Source organism: Pseudomonas soli (assembly GCF_021283165.2).
In the GTDB taxonomy this organism is placed as follows: domain Bacteria; phylum Pseudomonadota; class Gammaproteobacteria; order Pseudomonadales; family Pseudomonadaceae; genus Aquipseudomonas; species Aquipseudomonas soli.
On sequence record NZ_CP128543.1, the window covers coordinates 2,802,912 to 2,818,204 of the forward strand.

The window sequence follows — 15,293 nt, forward strand, 5'->3', positions numbered from 1 at the left end:
AGCCTCAAGCTTCAAGCAAAGCGCGGCGGCTTTCAACTTGAAGCTTGCGGCCTGGAGCCCGCCGCTCACTGGCCGCCGAACAGTTTGGCGGCACGGGCACGGATTTCCTCGGGGCTGAGGTCTTCCTTGTGGGTGGAGACGAACCACATGTTGTTGAACGGATCCTTCAGGGTGCCGCTGCGGTCGCCGTAGAACTGGTCCTGGACTTCACGTATTGCTATCGCGCCAGCGCTCAAGGCCTGGGCATAGACTTTGTCGCAGTCCTCGACATACAGGTGCAGACCGACTGCGGGAGTCTCGATGGTCTCGCTGGGCTTGAGGCCGCCCTCCATGTCGCAGGGCGAGCCGAGCATCAGCGAGGAGTCGCCGATTTTCAACTCGGCATGGCCTATGCTGCCGTCAGGGCCTTCGAGGCGGAACATCTCGACGGCGCCAAAGGCCTTCTTGTAGAACTCGATGGCCTTGGCGGCGTCCTTGATGCCGAGATACGGGGTCAGGCTGTGCTGGCCTTCGGGGATGGGCTTGGCTGCCATTTGCGTAATCTCCTTTCACGTGGGGTGGGTTGCAACGCCGTGGTGATTAGAGTCGCTCATGAGCCTGGAAAATCGACACTTGCTTTATATCGATTCTCTATAAAAACAATGGGCTGCGCAGCAGCCCCGATCAGGCGAATTGTTCAGAAGATGTAGTCGGTGGTCAGGAAGCTCGACTGCCGGTTGCGGATAATCTCGCTGATCAACTCCTTGTTCGCTTGCTGGAACTTGGTAGCGACCAAGGTGCGAATGGAGAACACGCGCAATGCGTCATGCACCGACAAGGTCCCTTCGGCGCTGTTCTTGCGGCCGTTGAACGGATAGGTATCCGGCCCACGCTGGCACTGGGCGTTGAGGTTGATCCGGCCGACCTGGTTGGCGAAGGTATCGACCAGCGCGCCGATGGTCTGCGGGTCGTTGCCGAACAGGCTTAGCTGCTGGCCGTAGTCGGAGTCGAGCACGTAGTCGATCACAGTCTGCAGGTCACGGTAGGGCACCACTGGTACCAGCGGGCCGAACTGCTCCTCGTGGTAGACGCGCATGTCCTGGCTGACAGGGTAGAGCAGGGCGGGGTAGAAGAACGAGCCTCGGCTTTGCCCACCCCCTTCATTGAGCACCCTGGCACCCTTGGCGGTGGCATCGGCCACCAGGCCGTCGAGGTAGTCGAGCTTGCCGGGTTCCGGCAGCGGCGTCAGCGCCACGTCGGGCTCCCAGGGCATGCCGGGCTTGAGGGCGGCGAGCTTGCGCTGAAACTTGTCGAGGAATGCCTCGACCACGTCCTCGTGGACGAACAGGATCTTCAACGCGGTGCAACGCTGGCCGTTGAACGACAGGGCGCCGGTGACGGCCTCTTCGACGGCGTTGTCGAGGTCGACCTGGGGCAGGACGATGCCGGGGTTCTTGGCGTCCAGGCCCAGCGCCGCGCGCAGGCGGTGCGGGCGTGGGTGGAGCTTCTTCAAGTCGCTGGCGGCCTTGTGGGTGCCGATGAAAGCGAACACGTCGACCTTGCCGCTGGCCATCAGCGCACTGACGGTCTCGCGGCCGCGCCCGTAGATGACGTTGATCACCCCGGGCGGGAAGCTGTCACGGAAGGCTTCGAGCAATGGGCGGATCAGCAGCACGCCGAACTTGGCCGGCTTGAACACCACGGTGTTGCCCATGATCAGCGCCGGGATCAGCGTGGTGAAGGTTTCGTTGAGCGGGTAGTTGTACGGGCCCATGCACAGCGCCACGCCCAGCGGGGCGCGGCGGATCTGGCCAAGGGTGCCCTGTTCGAGCTCGAAGCGGCTGGAGCGACGGTCGAGGTCCTTGAGCGCCTCGATGGTGTCGACGATGTAGTCGCAGGTGCGGTCGAACTCCTTCTCCGAATCCTTGAGGTTCTTGCCGATCTCCCACATAAGCAGTTTGACCACCGCCGTGCGCTGCTCGCGCATGCGCGCCAGGAAGGTTTCGACATGCCCGATACGCTCGGCCACGCGCATGTTCGGCCAGGCACCGCGGCCCTTGTCGTAGGCGGCCACGGCCGCGTCGAGGGCGGTGAGCGCCGTTTCGGCGTCGAGCAGGGGGGCGCTGCCGAGGATGACCTGGCGCTCACTGCCGCCTTCCTCGAGCCAGACCGGGCTGCGCACGGTGGCCAACGGGCCGTCCCAGTGCCGCAGCTCACCGTTGACCAGATAGTCACGTTGCTCCAGGGGCGAGCCAAGGCGCCAGGCTTCGGGGATATCCTCGAGGGTGGGGAACAGCGAGTCGAGCAGACGGTCCATGGGTAATGCACCTCTCAAATCCGGATGATGAAACGCTTCAGCTTGCGAGCATGCGCCGACCATCATCAAATTACCAGCCTGGAGCCGTCGTTGCCGATCATTCCTCGAACGGCGGCGGGAACGTCTCGGCCTCCAGCAGCCTCATGGCACCGATCGCCAGGCCATAATCCATGACTCGCGGATCTGCAAAAGTGCGCAGCCGCTGCCACAATCGGGCTTGATCATAGTCCGGCTGATCCTGCAGTCCACGTAGCTCGCGCCGGTATTGCAGCGGCAGTGCGTTCCAGATGGTCCAGTCGCCGGCATCGGTATGCTCCAGCATTTCCTCGTAGTCGGCGTCGGCAACCAGCAAGTCGATACCGTGCTGAACGTAATAGGCCTGGATCTGCTGGCTGACCCGCTCGCTGAGGTCGGGGCTTTCCAGCCACAGGTTCTGGGCCGCCACCCTCGATAGCTGAAGATCCTGCGGCAAGCTGGCGAAGCGGTTGTCTCGCAGGTCGAAGACGACGGGGCGCCAATCTTCATCGCTACGAATACCGTTGGGCCAATCGACGAGTTCGCAACTGTTGAGGTTGAGCACATCCAGTTCGCGCAGGCGGTTGAGGTCGGGGCTGCGGGCCAGCGGGTTGTGCGACAAGTCCAGCATTCGAAGCGCGCCAAGACGATCCAGAGCGGCTTGGTTCACGTCGTTCCAGACCAGGTTGTTACCCTGCATGTCGAGCCACTCCAATGTTTGCGGCACGGCAATTGCTGGCAACTGCTCGAAACCGCAACCGACCAGATGCATACGTTGCAACCTTGGGAACCGTTCCAGAAACTCGGCAGGCAATTGGCTCAAGCCGGGGTTCGCGCCCAGGTCGACTCGCTCGATATGGGTAAAACGGTCTGGCAATGCCAGGGCCGCCAGGTCCTCGTTGGTCAGTGCCAGGTCGACCAGGCTGATCTGGTGAATGGCAAGCCGTTCCTCTTGGGAAAACTCCGTCATGCGCTGCCAGTTGCTGACCAACCTTCGCCCGGCGGCATGGCGCAATGGGTCATTGCCGGCCCAATCGCGCATCTGGTCACGGAACTCCCGCAACTGTTGCTCTAAATCTCCAAGTTGCCGTTCCGGACTCAGGCCGGCCTCGAGCCACTGGCCCAACTGTTCGTTGACCTGGTAGTCCGCGGCCTCAGGGTACAGCTGTCGGTAGCGGCGAAAGAGCGCGCCGACTTCGATGCGGGGGGGCTCAAGCGCTGGCTCCTCCATGCCGCCAGGTAACCGGACGCGGTTGCCCCATCCCTGCAAATAACTGCCCAGCAGGCGTCTGGCCGCGGCGGGCTCGGCCAGGACCAGGCGGTGAATCCGTCGGCGCAGTTCATCGACGCCGCTGGCGGCCATGCCCAGGGCCTGGCGGTCAACCGAAGACAACGCTTGCAAGATCGCTCGACACAAATCGGTGTCTTGCCTGAGCGCGACAGGGCGCTCGCCCAGGTAGGCTTCGTAACCGTCACCTGTCTTGAGCACAATGCAGGTACGGCTGGCATTTTCGGCTCCGGCGCTAAGCAGCACAGGCCCTGCGGGGGACGCTGCGCGTAGCTCGAGGCGCAGTTCGGTGGACCAGCCCGGTAGATCGGCCATGGCCATGACGATCAAACGCTCACTGTGCACGTTGGCCAGCTCGGGAATGTGCAGGCCTTCCAGTGCGGCTTGCTCGACGCCTTCACTGGCCTTGGCATGGGGCAGGCGTTCGAGTGTCGCGCGCAGTGCGGTGGGGGGTGGGTTGTTTGCCAGGTGCAACTGGCGTAGGGCTGCGGTGTTCAGGCCATTGGCCCTGGCAGCGCCTTCGAGCGCCGCGTCCGGTAAGTGTTGCAGGCGGCTGTCCAGGCGCCGGACCAAGGTCGCCAGCGACCAGTCGCGGGGTTGCTCATGGCTGCCGCGCCAGGCGCCGGCGCCATTGTGCTCGAGGGGCGGCTGGAAGGCGACGCCGTCTTCGGGGTGCACGATGCGCCATTGTGCCTGGCGAATATCCAGGCGCTGCTCGTAGAGGTGTCCATCCATGCGCATGAAGTGCCGGCCCTGGTGCAGGAACTGCCCCTGTGCATTGGCTTCGAGTTCCGCCGGCAGCACCACCGCACTGCGGTAGTGGGTCAGGTCGGGTCGCCACAGGCGTTGGCTGCCGTCTTCGAGCATGACCGGGTCAAGGCTCTCCAGCAACGGGCTGGTTGCCAGGCGGCTCAGCGCTTTGCCCGTCATGTGCAGCCCGCCGATCACCGCCAGGTTGAGGGCTACCGACTTGAGATGGCCGAAGGCTTGTTCCCGGTCACCGACCTGCCATGCCTCATAGCCTTCGTAGGCTTCATCCAGCAGTTGATAGGCCACCACTGCGGTCATGATCGTACCCAGCATGGGGACGAACAGGCCGGCGATCATCAGCATGTCGAGGCCGGCGCTGTCCCAGAGTGCCTCGCGCGCTTTGCGGGCGTGCTCGTCGGCCAGTGCGGTGGGCACTGCCACTTGCAGGGCTTCGTGCTTCAAGCGTGACACGTGATCATCGTGAAGAAACTCATACAGGTTGGCATTGATCGGTACGCGGCGCATGTGCAGGTCGCCCCCGGCATTCTGTCGCAGCCGGCTGGCAAAGGGGCCTTGCGCCTCGCGGGGCACATAGTCCATGAAGCCTTGGCGAAACGACGGCTGCTGCAGTTCGCTGTGCAGTTGCCGGTGCAAGGCATCTAGGTTGTCGAAGCCGCGCAGGCTGTCGACGTGACCCGGTAGAAAGAGCAGCATGCCCGCTGTACCGGCATCGATCAGGATTGCCTCGTGCAGGGTGATGCCGAGCAGGCTCAGTTGACTGCAGGCCAGCGCCTTCCCATCGTCGAGCAACGCCTGTACCGCGTCCCAACCTTTACCGTCCAGCTGATTGCGTAGGCGCGCCAAGTCTGCCGCCAGGCGCAGGCGGGCCTTATGAACGGCGCCCGCCGCCTGGTGAACGGGCGGGGGCGTGAACAAGGCATCGAGATGGGCCTGGTAACGCTGGCCGATATCCAGTTCACGGCAGGTGGTGGCAAAGGCCGCTGGTGACAGGGCAAGCGGCTTGATCCGGACCTGTTCGCTGGGCAACTCGATATCGACTTCGGTGTCGCTGTCGCCCAGCGTGGTCTTACCGGTGACCAGGCCCTCGCGCACTTGCCAATCGCCTTCCAGGGCCAGCGCGCTGTGGCGATCAAAGGTGAAGGTTTCAGCGAAGTTCTGTAGGGCGGCCTGCAGCAGGCCACGGTGTTCGTGGCGGGTGGTATAGACCTGGAAGGTATAGAGTCGCTTGACCACGATCAGTGATGTACTGCGCAGCGGCGTGATCAAGCCGTGCTGCATGCGCAGGCGTTCGGTGAGCAGAGGTTCGGCGAATTCGGTGATGTTCTGCAAACCCCGCAGATGCCTGGCTAATGTGCGTTGGCTGCGCATCAGGCTAGCCTGGCTGACCTCGACTGCTTCGCGCAGATGCGGCGCGGCGTTGGCGAACCAGGCCGCCTCGCTGTCGGGCAGGCCCTGGGAAGGCAGGATGCTTTCGTGCAGCCGCTGCCAGTGTTCCGGCGTGGCCTTCCGTGTCCAGGCCGGCAGGCGGCGCTCAAGGATGTGCTGGTGCGGGTTGGGGGTATCCACTGTCATGTTCGGCTCCTCGCAAAACGCACATCAAAGCAGTCGCGGCGCCAGCGTCGGTGGTGCATATGCATCCCGGACCGCGGCCTGGCAAAACGGGGCTCAATATTGGCCGCGCAACGCCGATAACCCCTAAATCGACTGCCATCGCCTGCCTATGACCATTCCCCAGAACCCTTCTGAACCGACGCACCTTCCATCCGGAACCTTGCGTCGTACGCTAAACCGCCTGCTGCCGGTCGGCCTGGCGCTGGTGGGCATTGGCCTGTCGGTCGCCCTGGGCCACCTTGACGCGCAGCGCGAACGCAGTGAGCAACTGGGCAACCTTGCGGCCCACCTGGCGGGGATGCGCGGTGCGCTGGAGGCACAGTTGGGCGCGGCGTTCGGCGAGGCTGAAGGTATCGCCCAACTGATCAGTGCCGACGGCGGCATCAGCCCCGCGCACTTTCATGGAATGGCCCGCGATGCCTTGCAGTCGGTGCGCTACATGCGCCATATCGCGCTGGCGCCGGGAGATGTGATCAGCGACGTCTACCCGTTGGCCGGCAACGAGCGGCTGATTGGGCTGGACTACCGTCAGCTGCCGGACCAATTTCCCCTGCTGCGCGCGGCCCGCGACCAAGCCCATCCGGTGCTGGCCGGGCCGCTGCAGCTGTATCAGGGCGGGCGGGCGCTGATCTACCGACGGCCGGTGTTCGTCACCGGCAAACGGGGTGTGCGGTTCTACTGGGGCAATGTGTCGATCGTTGCCGATATCGACCGTTTGCTGCTTACCGCCGGATTGCGCCCGGATACCGAGTTCGAGCTGGCCGTGCGCGGAGGCGACGGCAAGGGCGCCGAAGGTACGCTGATCTGGGGCGATTCACGGCTGTTCGACGACCCGCAGGTGAAAACGACGGTGGAGGTGCCGGGTGGGCTCTGGCAACTGGTCGCCGCGCCACGCGGTGGCTGGTCGGGCCTGGACTTGTTCGGCTCGCCGCTGTTCTTGTTCGCCTTGGGCTGCACAGGTGTGTTCAGCCTGTTCGTCGCGCAGCTCAATCGCAAACAGCGGCTGCTCGAACAACGTAACCGCGAGCTGCACCGCTACCAGGCCCAGCTTGAACGCCTGGCCCACTACGACACCATCACCGGGCTGCCCAATCGCATCCTGTTTCAGCAGCAACTCAGCACAGCCATCCTGCAGGGCCATGGCCTGGCGGTGCTGATGCTCGACATCGACGGATTCAAGCAGGTCAACGATAGCCTGGGGCACCCGATGGGCGACCTGCTGTTGCAGCAGGCGACCGCGCGCTTCCTTCAGGAACTGGACAGCCAGGACCGGCTCTGCCGCCTGGGCGGCGACGAGTTCGTGTTCATGCTGCAAGGTGCCCAGGGGCAGGTGAACCAGCAGGTTCGCGCCTTGCTGCGGTGCCTGCAGCGGCCATTCGACCTCAATGGCAACGCCGCCTTGGTCACCGGCAGCATCGGTCTGGCCTGGTGCCCGCAACATGGCGAGGACGCCGATAGCTTGTTGCGCCATGCCGACACGGCCATGTACGCCGCCAAGGAAGCCGGCCGCGATGCCTGGCGGCCTTATCACCCGGACATGACCGAGCGCCTGCAGCAGCGTCTGGAGCTGGAGCGCAATCTGCGCCGGGCGCTGGAGCACAACGAGTTCGAGCTGTGGTATCAGCCCAAGGTCGATCTGTTCAGCGGGCAGCTAGAAGGCGTCGAGGCCCTGTTGCGTTGGCGCGACCCGGAGCATGGCCTGGTCTCGCCCGGGGCGTTCATTCCCCTGGCTGAGCGCACCGGCCTGATCATCCCTCTCGGAGAGCGCGTGCTGGAGCTTGCCTGCGCCCAGTTGGCCGAATGGCGTGCCGATGACGGCTTGCCCGGGCCGCTGGCGATCAACGTTGCGGCCCTGCAGATCGAGCGCAGCGACTATGTGACCAGCCTCGCCTCGGCGCTGGAGCGCCATGGGCTGCCAGCCAACCTGCTGGAAGTGGAAATCACCGAGAGCCTGTTGATGGAGAGCCAGCAACAGGCTTGCGCGGTGCTGGCGCAGCTGCAGGCCATGGGCGTGGCAACGGCGGTGGACGACTTCGGTACCGGCTATTCGTCACTGGCCTACCTGCGCGCGCTGCCAATCGACCACCTGAAGATCGACCGCGCCTTCATCAAGGACCTGCCCGGGGACGACGACGCGGTGGCCATCGCCCGGGCGATCATCGATCTCGGGCATGCCCTGGGGTTTCGCATCACCGCCGAAGGCATCGAGACCCAAGAGCAGTACGACTTCCTGCGCCACGCCGGTTGCGACCAGGGGCAGGGTTTCCTGCTCGGGCGGCCGATGCCGGCCGAGGCGTTGCGCGGTTGGCTGGCCGAGAACCACGAGCGCCGGCATCGGCCGCCGGGGCGGTAGCGATAGGGTTTCCGTCGACACAGGTTTGCCGCTCGGTTTCACAGGCGCAGCACTTCTGACGTCGGACACCCGGCGGCCATCAACTCATCTCCTCCTGCATGCCCAGGCTCGCATAGCCCACCCGCGGCACTTGCCCCAGGCGCTGCTCGACCAACGCCAGCAGCGATTCGCCGCTGGCCAGGTAGGCATCACCGAAGTCGTGCCCGCCCAGCGCGCTGGGATGGGCTACGACCTCCAGCACGCCGTGCGAGGGGGCCAATCCGGCCTTGAGGTCGGCCGGGGTGCAGACGAAATCGGCGGTGCTCCCGGCGAGCTGGCGCAGGCGGCGGTTGAGCAGGCTCTTGAACAGGCGCTTGGCCGGCCCGATGTTGTGCCCCACATTGCGCGCCAGCCGGATCGGAACCCCTTGGGCGCGGGCGAAACGGGCGACAATGACGCCCACCGGCCAGATGTTGTGCACGTGTTGGTGGGAATCCAGGTGGCTGGGCATCAGGCCATGGTCAAGGCAGTGTTGCCACTGGGCCTGCAGCTCTGCTTGCACGGCGGCCCGCTCGCGTCGCGACAAGCGCAGGGTGCGTTGTTTAAGGCGCAGGTCGAATTCGCCATGGGGCGTGCACAGGCGCGGCTCGGCGAGGATCGCCTTGCTCAGCGGGCGGCCATAGGTGAGGTTGAAGTGCAATCCCACGCGTCCTTTGAGCGTCGGTTGCTGGGCCAGCGAGCAGGCGCTAGCGAAGGCCGGCATGTTGGCCATGGCGGTGGCAGAGCTGATCAGCCCGGCCTGGAAGGCATGAAGGATGACTGCGTTGGTGTGGGCGCTGAGGCCGAAATCGTCAGCGTTGACTATGACCTGGGATGGCATCCGGGCGCTCCTGTGGCGGGGTGGGGGCGACAATGTCGGCTGCGGGGTGTGGCGGCTGTCTGCGCAAGCGGGGTTTGAGCCAGTGCCAGCAGCGAAGCGCCAGGCCCAGTAGCACGCCGTCGGGGCGCCAGCTGTAGCTGCTCAGACGCCACTGTTCGACCTGACCGGTCATGCGCTCGTGCAACTGGTGGCTGGAGTTGTCCAGGCTGACCCGCGAGGCGTCGACCCACTTCCAGTCTTCGTCCAGGCCCCAGTGGATCCATTCCTCGAGCAGCACGCGGCCGCTGCCCAGGTCACGGTAGTCAGGGACGAAGGCCAGGTTGTAGTCGTAGACCCGCCCACGCTCGAGCAGGCCAAGCCGGTAACTGATGCAGCGCCCGTCCAGTTCCAGCAGCACCAGGCAGACCAGGCCTTCGTCGGCCAGTGCGGAGAAGGCCTGGTACATCCATGGGCGGCGTTGGGGGCCGGAGAAAATGCCGACATCATCGTTGCCTTTCCAACTGAGCGCTTCGACGGCACTGATGGCGTCGAGCAGTTCGCCTATATCCTGCCCGGTGGCCAGCACCCGGCGCACGCGGGCGCCGCAGGCCTTGATGCGTTTGCGTGCACGGCGCAGCTTGTAGCGTGGGTCTCCACCGACTTCCTGGCGGTCCTGTTCATTGATGCGGTGCACCGGCACGCGGCAGGTCAGGCGCTGCTGCCAGGTGGAACTGGCGCTGGCCCACTGGCGCAGCCATCCTTCATGCTCGGCGTTGTCCGGCACTTCGCTCAGTTGCAAAAGGGCATGGGGCAAGCGCTTGCGTATGGCCTGCAGGACCTGCTCGGCATATAGCGCCGGCAGGTCGATGAGCAGGGCAATGCGGTCGCTCAGTGGGTACCCCAGGTGGCGCACCACTGGGGCGAACAGCGGGCCGAAGGGTTCGCGCGCGCGTATCAGCGGCAGGCACAGGCACAGACGCTCGTCCTGATAGCCGAGCAGCACCTGCAGGCATTGGCCTGGCAGCAAGGCGGCCTCGGCGGCGCGCAGCCAGCCGAGATGGTTGAAAGGCGTACTGCCGGGCAGGCGCCTGCGCAGCGCCTCGTAGTCGGCGGCGGGAAAGTCGCCGGCGCCAAGCGAGGCGCACCATTTAAGTTGCAGGCCCATGGGCTCACCCTGCCGTGGCCGAAGAAGCCGGAGCCTCCGGCTTGCGCAACGGTTCCAGACGCGAGGTGATGTAATGGCTTTCGCGGAAGAATTTCCAGCGACCAAACAGGCAGTAAACGTTCATGATCCGTCCTTGCTCCTGATAGCCCATGCGCAGGTGCAACTTGAGCGCCGGGATGTTGTGCTGTTCGCACACGTCCACCACCTTGGTGCAACCTTGGGCGGCCATGGCCTTCCACAGCTCCAGCTGCAGGTCCACCGACAGCTCGGTACCCCAATACTTGCGGATCAGCTCGCCGCCGAACTCGAAGAACTCCCCCGGGCCGACCGGGAACCAGCAACCATAGTAGTGGCGGTCGTGGTAATGGCGGCTACTGCCCCAGATGAAGGCCACGGCGTCGTTGTCGTCGTTGAGGAACATCAGCCCGGTATGGCCTTCGGCGGCCAGCTCGCGCATGGTCTCGACCCGATCGCCGAAGTGGCGGGCGAAGGCACGCACGTTGTGCACGGTGATGTGCTCGACCCGCAGCTCGCCATAGGGTTTTAGCCGGTGCGGCGGCACCGGGCTGTCCAGGTCGCGTTCCATCCACAACAGTTCCCAATGATAGAAGACGTAATGCCGGAAGGCGCTACGGAAGGTGTCACGCAGTCCCTTGCGCTTGATACGGTCCTGGATCTTGGTGAATGCAGTCATGGTGCCTCCTGGGCATGGCTGAACGTAGTGCGTCTCATGACGCGCTCCAGGTCAGGGCGAATACGGTCTGCCCTGGCAGTTGAAAACGAACCTGGCCCTCCCTGCAGCTGAAGCTGGCGCGGCGGCTCTGGTTGTCGGGACCGAACAGTTCAAGCTGGCCGTCGGGGCAACCGTCGAGGCTCAGCGCCACCTGCTGCAGGCGCTCGGCCTTGTTCACCCCCAGCACGCTGCGCTGATGCTGGCGGGCCATGGCCAGGGCATCGACCTCGAAGGCGTCGTTGTCCAGGGCCAGAACCTGGTCCAGCCAGTGGCGCTGGATGAACTGCTGGGCCAGGCCCACCGGCTTCAGTTCGTAGCGTTGGCCGCCGGCATCGCGCAACATGCCCTTGGGCCATTCGGGCTCATCGGCGACGTGGAACCAGTTGAGCATGTCAAGCAGGCCGTCACTGGCGGCATTGATCACCACCGAGGTCCACCACAGGCCGGCGTAATGGGTGTCCTGTTCGTAAGGGCTGAGGCTCGAACCGCTAGACAGGTTGGTCTGGTCCAGCAGCAGCGCCTTGCGTGGCCGGCCCTGGCCGTCCAGGCCCACCAGGTCGGCAGCTTGGCGCACGCTGTCGCGGTAGCTGCGGGTGGCGAGCAGGTCGCGGACCATCCATTCGTGCCAGGCCAGGGCATCGATCTGCGCGCCTTGCTCGGCCAGCAGGCGTCGTGCCCAGTCGATGCCGCGGCGCTGTTTGCCGTCGTCGCTGAAGGGCCCGCCGAGCAGGCGCGAGGAGGCCGGCATGGCGATGCGTACGCCAGCGTCGCGGGCGCCGGGGTAGTCGCGCACGCGCTTGGCCATGGCCTGGAAGAAATCGCGGTAGCTGGCGTAGTCGCGATAGTTGAGGTTCGGCTCGTCGGCGAAGGCCAGGTAGTGGGTGCCTTTGCCGCCGAGTGCCTTGGTCGCCTCGAGCCAGGCACTCAACCCATCGGTGCTGGTGCGGTCGCTCCTGAGGTCGGCGACTCGGGCGCTGCCGGCCAGCAGGGTGATGTCCTGGAGGATGCCGAAGCGCTCCTGATAGAGCTTGCGCCAGGCGTTCTCGAAGTCCGGCTGGCGTTGCAGTACGTCGACGAAACTGTAGAAGCCGGCGGCCTGGGGGCGCAGGGCGTCCAGCGCGGCGAAGCTCGAGGCTGGTGGCAGCACGTAGGGCAGGGCAACCCCTAAGCGTGGGGTGGGGCCGAGCACCTTGTCACCCAGGGCAAGGGTGACCTGACCGGGAAGTTGCGGCAGCTCGCCCAGGTCTGCGGGGCGTTGGGCGAACAGGTTGGCGCTGCCGTCGAGCCAGAACGCTGCCTTGCCACTGCCCTGCAGGCCCAGACGCCAGGTCTCGTCGCGGCCGCTGGTGGGCAACGCCTGTTGATCGAAGCGCCAGTAGGCGCGGTAGGGCTTGAGCGGCAGCTGGATGCGACGGCCGTCGCTGAGGCGTTCGGCGAACAGGCCATGAACCCCGCCATGGTGCTTGCCGGCCAACACCGCCTGCTCGCCGGCCTTGACCCGGAAATACAGCTCGACACCTGGCCCGACTTCGGCGCAGAAGTGCACCTTCGCCGGAGTGAACAGCGCGCGGGTGCTGGCATCGTGCTGGATGCGGTAGTCGCGGAAACTATAGCCGGGCACCTCCAGCCGATAGGTGCCGCCGTTCGCGGGCAATGGCCAGCGTTGTTCGCCGCGTACCTGGCCGGCTTCGATGCGCCGTTCGCCGGCCAGGCGGCCGTGGCCGTCCAGCAGATACAGGCGTTCAGCGTTCGCGTCGGCCTGCCAGGCCGGACGCCACTGGATGCGCAGTTCATCGGCGCGTGCTGGCAGCAGGTACAAGCTGCCGTCGCGCAGATCCCCCCACTGCACAGGTGCGGCGAACGCACCTTGGGCCAGCAGCGCGCCGCACAGCAATGCCGCTTTCATGCCGCCCTCCGTTGCAGCATCTGCCGCAGCGGTGCCAGGTCGGCGGGCAGGATGACCAGGGTCTGGCCCAGCGGCACGCCGCTCAGGCGGCAGTACAGCACCAGCATGGCCACGGTGACCGCCAGGTAGGCGATGGACGAGGCCGCGGCCGCGCCGACGATGCCCCAGGCCGGGATGAGCAGGATGTTGAGCATCAGGTTCAGCGCAGCACCGGCGCCCATCATCAGCGATACCGTGCCGGGGCGGTTCTTGCCCAGCAGGTCCAGGCGCAGGATGCTGGCATAACACAGGCCCAGCAGGCCCGGCAGCAACGCCAGCAAGGCCGGGTAGGCCGGGGCGTAGTCGGCGCCGAACAAGGTGACGATCAACCAGTGGCCGATCAGCGCCATACCCAGGCAAGCACCGAGCATCACCGTGGCGGTCAGGCGCAGGGCCAGGGGGGTGATGCGCTCCATGCCGGCATCCTGCTGCAGCAGGCGCTTCATCAGCGGCGTGGTCACCGCCTCGGGAACGATGAGCAGCAGTTCGGCGGCGGCGCTGGCCATGGCGTAGTGGCCCAGGGCGGTGCTGCCGAGCAGCGCGCCGATGAACAGGTAGTCCGAGCGCAGGATCAACTGCTGGAACAACAGGTCGGGGTGGCTCTTGGCGCTGTAGCTGAGCAGCTCGCGTTGGCCGCCACGGTCCCAGCGCAGCGCCAGCGGGTGCTGACGGCGCAGCCACCACAAACCGAGCGCCAGGACCAGGGCGATGCCGCACAACCAACTGATCAGCGCCGCCTCCAGCGCTTCGTCGCGCCACATCCAGAACAACCCGAGGAACAGCAGCAGCGGTGCCAGCGATTCGGTCAGGCGCAGGGCGTTGAAGGCGCCGACGCCGCCGCTGGCGTTGTGCAGGGTCAGCAGGCCGCTCTTGAGCACGGTCATAGGTACCGCCAGCAGCAACAGCCAGGCCAGCAGGCCCAGTTGCACAGTAACCTCAAGGTCGGCGCCGAACTCGCGCACCAGGAACACGCAGGCCAGGGTCAGCACGCCAGCCAGCAGGCAACCGTAGACCAGTACTTGGGTCAGCAGCAGGCCCATGTCGCGCTGCTTGGCGGCCTGGTAGCCAACCGCGCTGTTGAGCCCACCGCTGGTGGCGGCGCTGATCAGGTCGGGCAGGGTACTGAGCAGGGCGAACAGGCCGCGCTCGCTGGGCCCGAGGATGCGCGCCAGCAGCACGTTGCGCAGCAGGCGCAGGGCGATCATCGCAAGCTTCGTTCCCATGCTCAGCGCCAGATGGCGCAGGTAGCTGTTGCGGTTCATCCTCGTTCTCCGCGACTGATGCGCCAGGCCAGCAGCGAGGGCCGGCTGGCATTGCGCTGGCTGACGCCGATGCGCGGCAGCGCCAGGGGGTCGTCGAGGCCCTGGCAGATGCCCGGGCGGGTGCTCAGGGCGTAGGGGTAACGATGCGCGGCGACCTGGGCGCGCACGCGTTCGTCGTGGTCGCCGTTGGGATAGCAGTACACCGGCAGCGGCGCGCGGCAGCCTTCGTTGAGTGCCGCATGGCTGCGGGTCAGTTCTTCGTTGAGGCGATGGTCGTCCAGGTAGGGCAGCAGTGCATGGCTGGCGCCATGCGGGCCGAAGCGCACCAGGCCGGAGTCCTCCAGGGCGCGCACTTGCTGCCAGTCCATGGCCTGGGGCAGCGATTCCGTGGGGCAGGCGTCGGTCAGGACGTGCAAGGCCTGGGGGCTGAGGCTCTTGAGGGTTTGCAGGTAGCGTGCCAGCACCAGGCTGCGGGCCTTGCTGTGGTCGTGCATGAAGTAGGCCGCCGGTAGCGGGCGGCCGAGCTTGCGCAGGCGTTCGATCAGTTGCCGCCGGGCCTCTTCGCCATGGCTGCCCCACAGGGTCTCGCCGACGCTTTCCCACCAGAAACGCTGGCGGCTGCCGATGTAGTCGGTGGACAAAAAGATACTTGCCGGCACCTGGTGGCGCTGCAGCAGGGGGAAGGCGTTGACGGCGTTGTCGCGCCAGCCATCGTCGAAGGTCAGGGCCACCTTGGGGCGGCAGTCGCCGCGGGGTGCCTTGTGGCTCTGCAGCAGGTCCATGAGGCTGACGCAATCGAAATGCCGGGGCAGCCAGCGCAGCAAGCCTTCGAAGGCCCGCGGGCCGACGCACAGTTCGTTGCGGTGGGGCAGCGCGGCGCTGGCGTCATCGGCCAGCACACGGTGCAGCATGAGGATCACCCCGGCGCCGCGCAGTTCGGCGCGTCCGCGTGGCGAATTGAAATAGAACCAGCCGCTGGCCTGCTTGATAGGGGTCTTGATCGGCATGTCCGTCGC

Annotated in this window: 10 protein-coding genes; 1 reads left to right on the forward strand and 9 read right to left on the reverse strand. The window is 65.7% G+C overall.

The window, feature by feature from the left end:
• Positions 1-65: 65 nt before the first annotated feature.
• The 3 genes from LU688_RS13080 to LU688_RS13090 form a co-directional block, all read right to left on the reverse strand.
• Entirely contained in the window at positions 66-533 is a 468-nt protein-coding gene (locus LU688_RS13080; protein ID WP_038706019.1) for a VOC family protein, read from the reverse strand.
• Positions 534-676: 143 nt separating this feature from the next.
• Entirely contained in the window at positions 677-2,296 is a 1,620-nt protein-coding gene (locus tag LU688_RS13085) for an NADP-dependent glyceraldehyde-3-phosphate dehydrogenase (RefSeq protein ID WP_160291183.1), read from the reverse strand.
• A gap of 97 nt (positions 2,297-2,393) precedes the next feature.
• The gene (locus tag LU688_RS13090; protein ID WP_232888010.1) at positions 2,394-5,942 is read right to left on the reverse strand and encodes a dermonecrotic toxin domain-containing protein; all 3,549 of its coding nucleotides are present in this window, start codon (positions 5,940-5,942) and stop codon (positions 2,394-2,396) included.
• Positions 5,943-6,090: 148 nt separating this feature from the next.
• Between LU688_RS13090 and LU688_RS13095 the strand changes: the two genes are divergently transcribed.
• Positions 6,091-8,334 carry a putative bifunctional diguanylate cyclase/phosphodiesterase gene (locus LU688_RS13095; RefSeq protein WP_371041459.1) on the forward strand — a complete coding sequence of 748 codons (2,244 nt, stop codon included), beginning with the start codon at positions 6,091-6,093 and terminating at the stop codon, positions 8,332-8,334.
• Between the two features lie 79 nt (positions 8,335-8,413).
• Here LU688_RS13095 and LU688_RS13100 read toward each other — a convergent pair whose 3' ends face one another.
• From LU688_RS13100 to LU688_RS13125, 6 genes are read right to left on the reverse strand one after another with little or no spacing between them, the layout of a single operon-like run.
• Positions 8,414-9,193: a ChbG/HpnK family deacetylase gene (locus LU688_RS13100; RefSeq protein ID WP_038706022.1), complete on the reverse strand. Its 780-nt coding sequence runs from the start codon at positions 9,191-9,193 to the stop codon at positions 8,414-8,416.
• Positions 9,165-10,337, reverse strand: coding sequence for a GNAT family N-acetyltransferase (locus LU688_RS13105; RefSeq protein WP_160291185.1), 1,173 nt, complete (start codon positions 10,335-10,337; stop codon positions 9,165-9,167). Before LU688_RS13105 ends, LU688_RS13100 begins: the two co-directional genes overlap by 29 nt.
• A 4-nt stretch (positions 10,338-10,341) precedes the next feature.
• Positions 10,342-11,031: a GNAT family N-acetyltransferase gene (locus tag LU688_RS13110; RefSeq protein WP_023632340.1), complete on the reverse strand. Its 690-nt coding sequence runs from the start codon at positions 11,029-11,031 to the stop codon at positions 10,342-10,344.
• A gap of 34 nt (positions 11,032-11,065) precedes the next feature.
• Positions 11,066-12,976 (reverse strand): hypothetical protein, encoded by a 1,911-nt coding sequence (locus LU688_RS13115; RefSeq protein ID WP_038706024.1) that lies wholly within the window; start codon positions 12,974-12,976, stop codon positions 11,066-11,068.
• Positions 12,973-14,277: an oligosaccharide flippase family protein gene (locus LU688_RS13120; protein WP_160291186.1), complete on the reverse strand. Its 1,305-nt coding sequence runs from the start codon at positions 14,275-14,277 to the stop codon at positions 12,973-12,975. Before LU688_RS13120 ends, LU688_RS13115 begins: the two co-directional genes overlap by 4 nt.
• Positions 14,274-15,284 (reverse strand): polysaccharide deacetylase family protein, encoded by a 1,011-nt coding sequence (locus tag LU688_RS13125; RefSeq protein WP_160291187.1) that lies wholly within the window; start codon positions 15,282-15,284, stop codon positions 14,274-14,276. The genes LU688_RS13120 and LU688_RS13125 overlap by 4 nt, the downstream gene beginning before the upstream one ends.
• Between the last annotated feature and the right edge of the window lie 9 nt (positions 15,285-15,293).

Coding starts and splice junctions, on each gene's coding strand:
- LU688_RS13085 (WP_160291183.1), bottom strand. CDS start 2,296: ATGGACCGTCTGCTCGACTCGCTGTTCCCCACCCTCGAGGATATCCCC.
- LU688_RS13120 (WP_160291186.1), bottom strand. CDS start 14,277: ATGAACCGCAACAGCTACCTGCGCCATCTGGCGCTGAGCATGGGAACG.
- LU688_RS13080 (WP_038706019.1), bottom strand. CDS start 533: ATGGCAGCCAAGCCCATCCCCGAAGGCCAGCACAGCCTGACCCCGTAT.
- LU688_RS13095 (WP_371041459.1), top strand. CDS start 6,091: ATGACCATTCCCCAGAACCCTTCTGAACCGACGCACCTTCCATCCGGA.
- LU688_RS13125 (WP_160291187.1), bottom strand. CDS start 15,284: ATGCCGATCAAGACCCCTATCAAGCAGGCCAGCGGCTGGTTCTATTTC.
- LU688_RS13100 (WP_038706022.1), bottom strand. CDS start 9,193: ATGCCATCCCAGGTCATAGTCAACGCTGACGATTTCGGCCTCAGCGCC.
- LU688_RS13105 (WP_160291185.1), bottom strand. CDS start 10,337: ATGGGCCTGCAACTTAAATGGTGCGCCTCGCTTGGCGCCGGCGACTTT.
- LU688_RS13110 (WP_023632340.1), bottom strand. CDS start 11,031: ATGACTGCATTCACCAAGATCCAGGACCGTATCAAGCGCAAGGGACTG.
- LU688_RS13115 (WP_038706024.1), bottom strand. CDS start 12,976: ATGAAAGCGGCATTGCTGTGCGGCGCGCTGCTGGCCCAAGGTGCGTTC.
- LU688_RS13090 (WP_232888010.1), bottom strand. CDS start 5,942: ATGACAGTGGATACCCCCAACCCGCACCAGCACATCCTTGAGCGCCGC.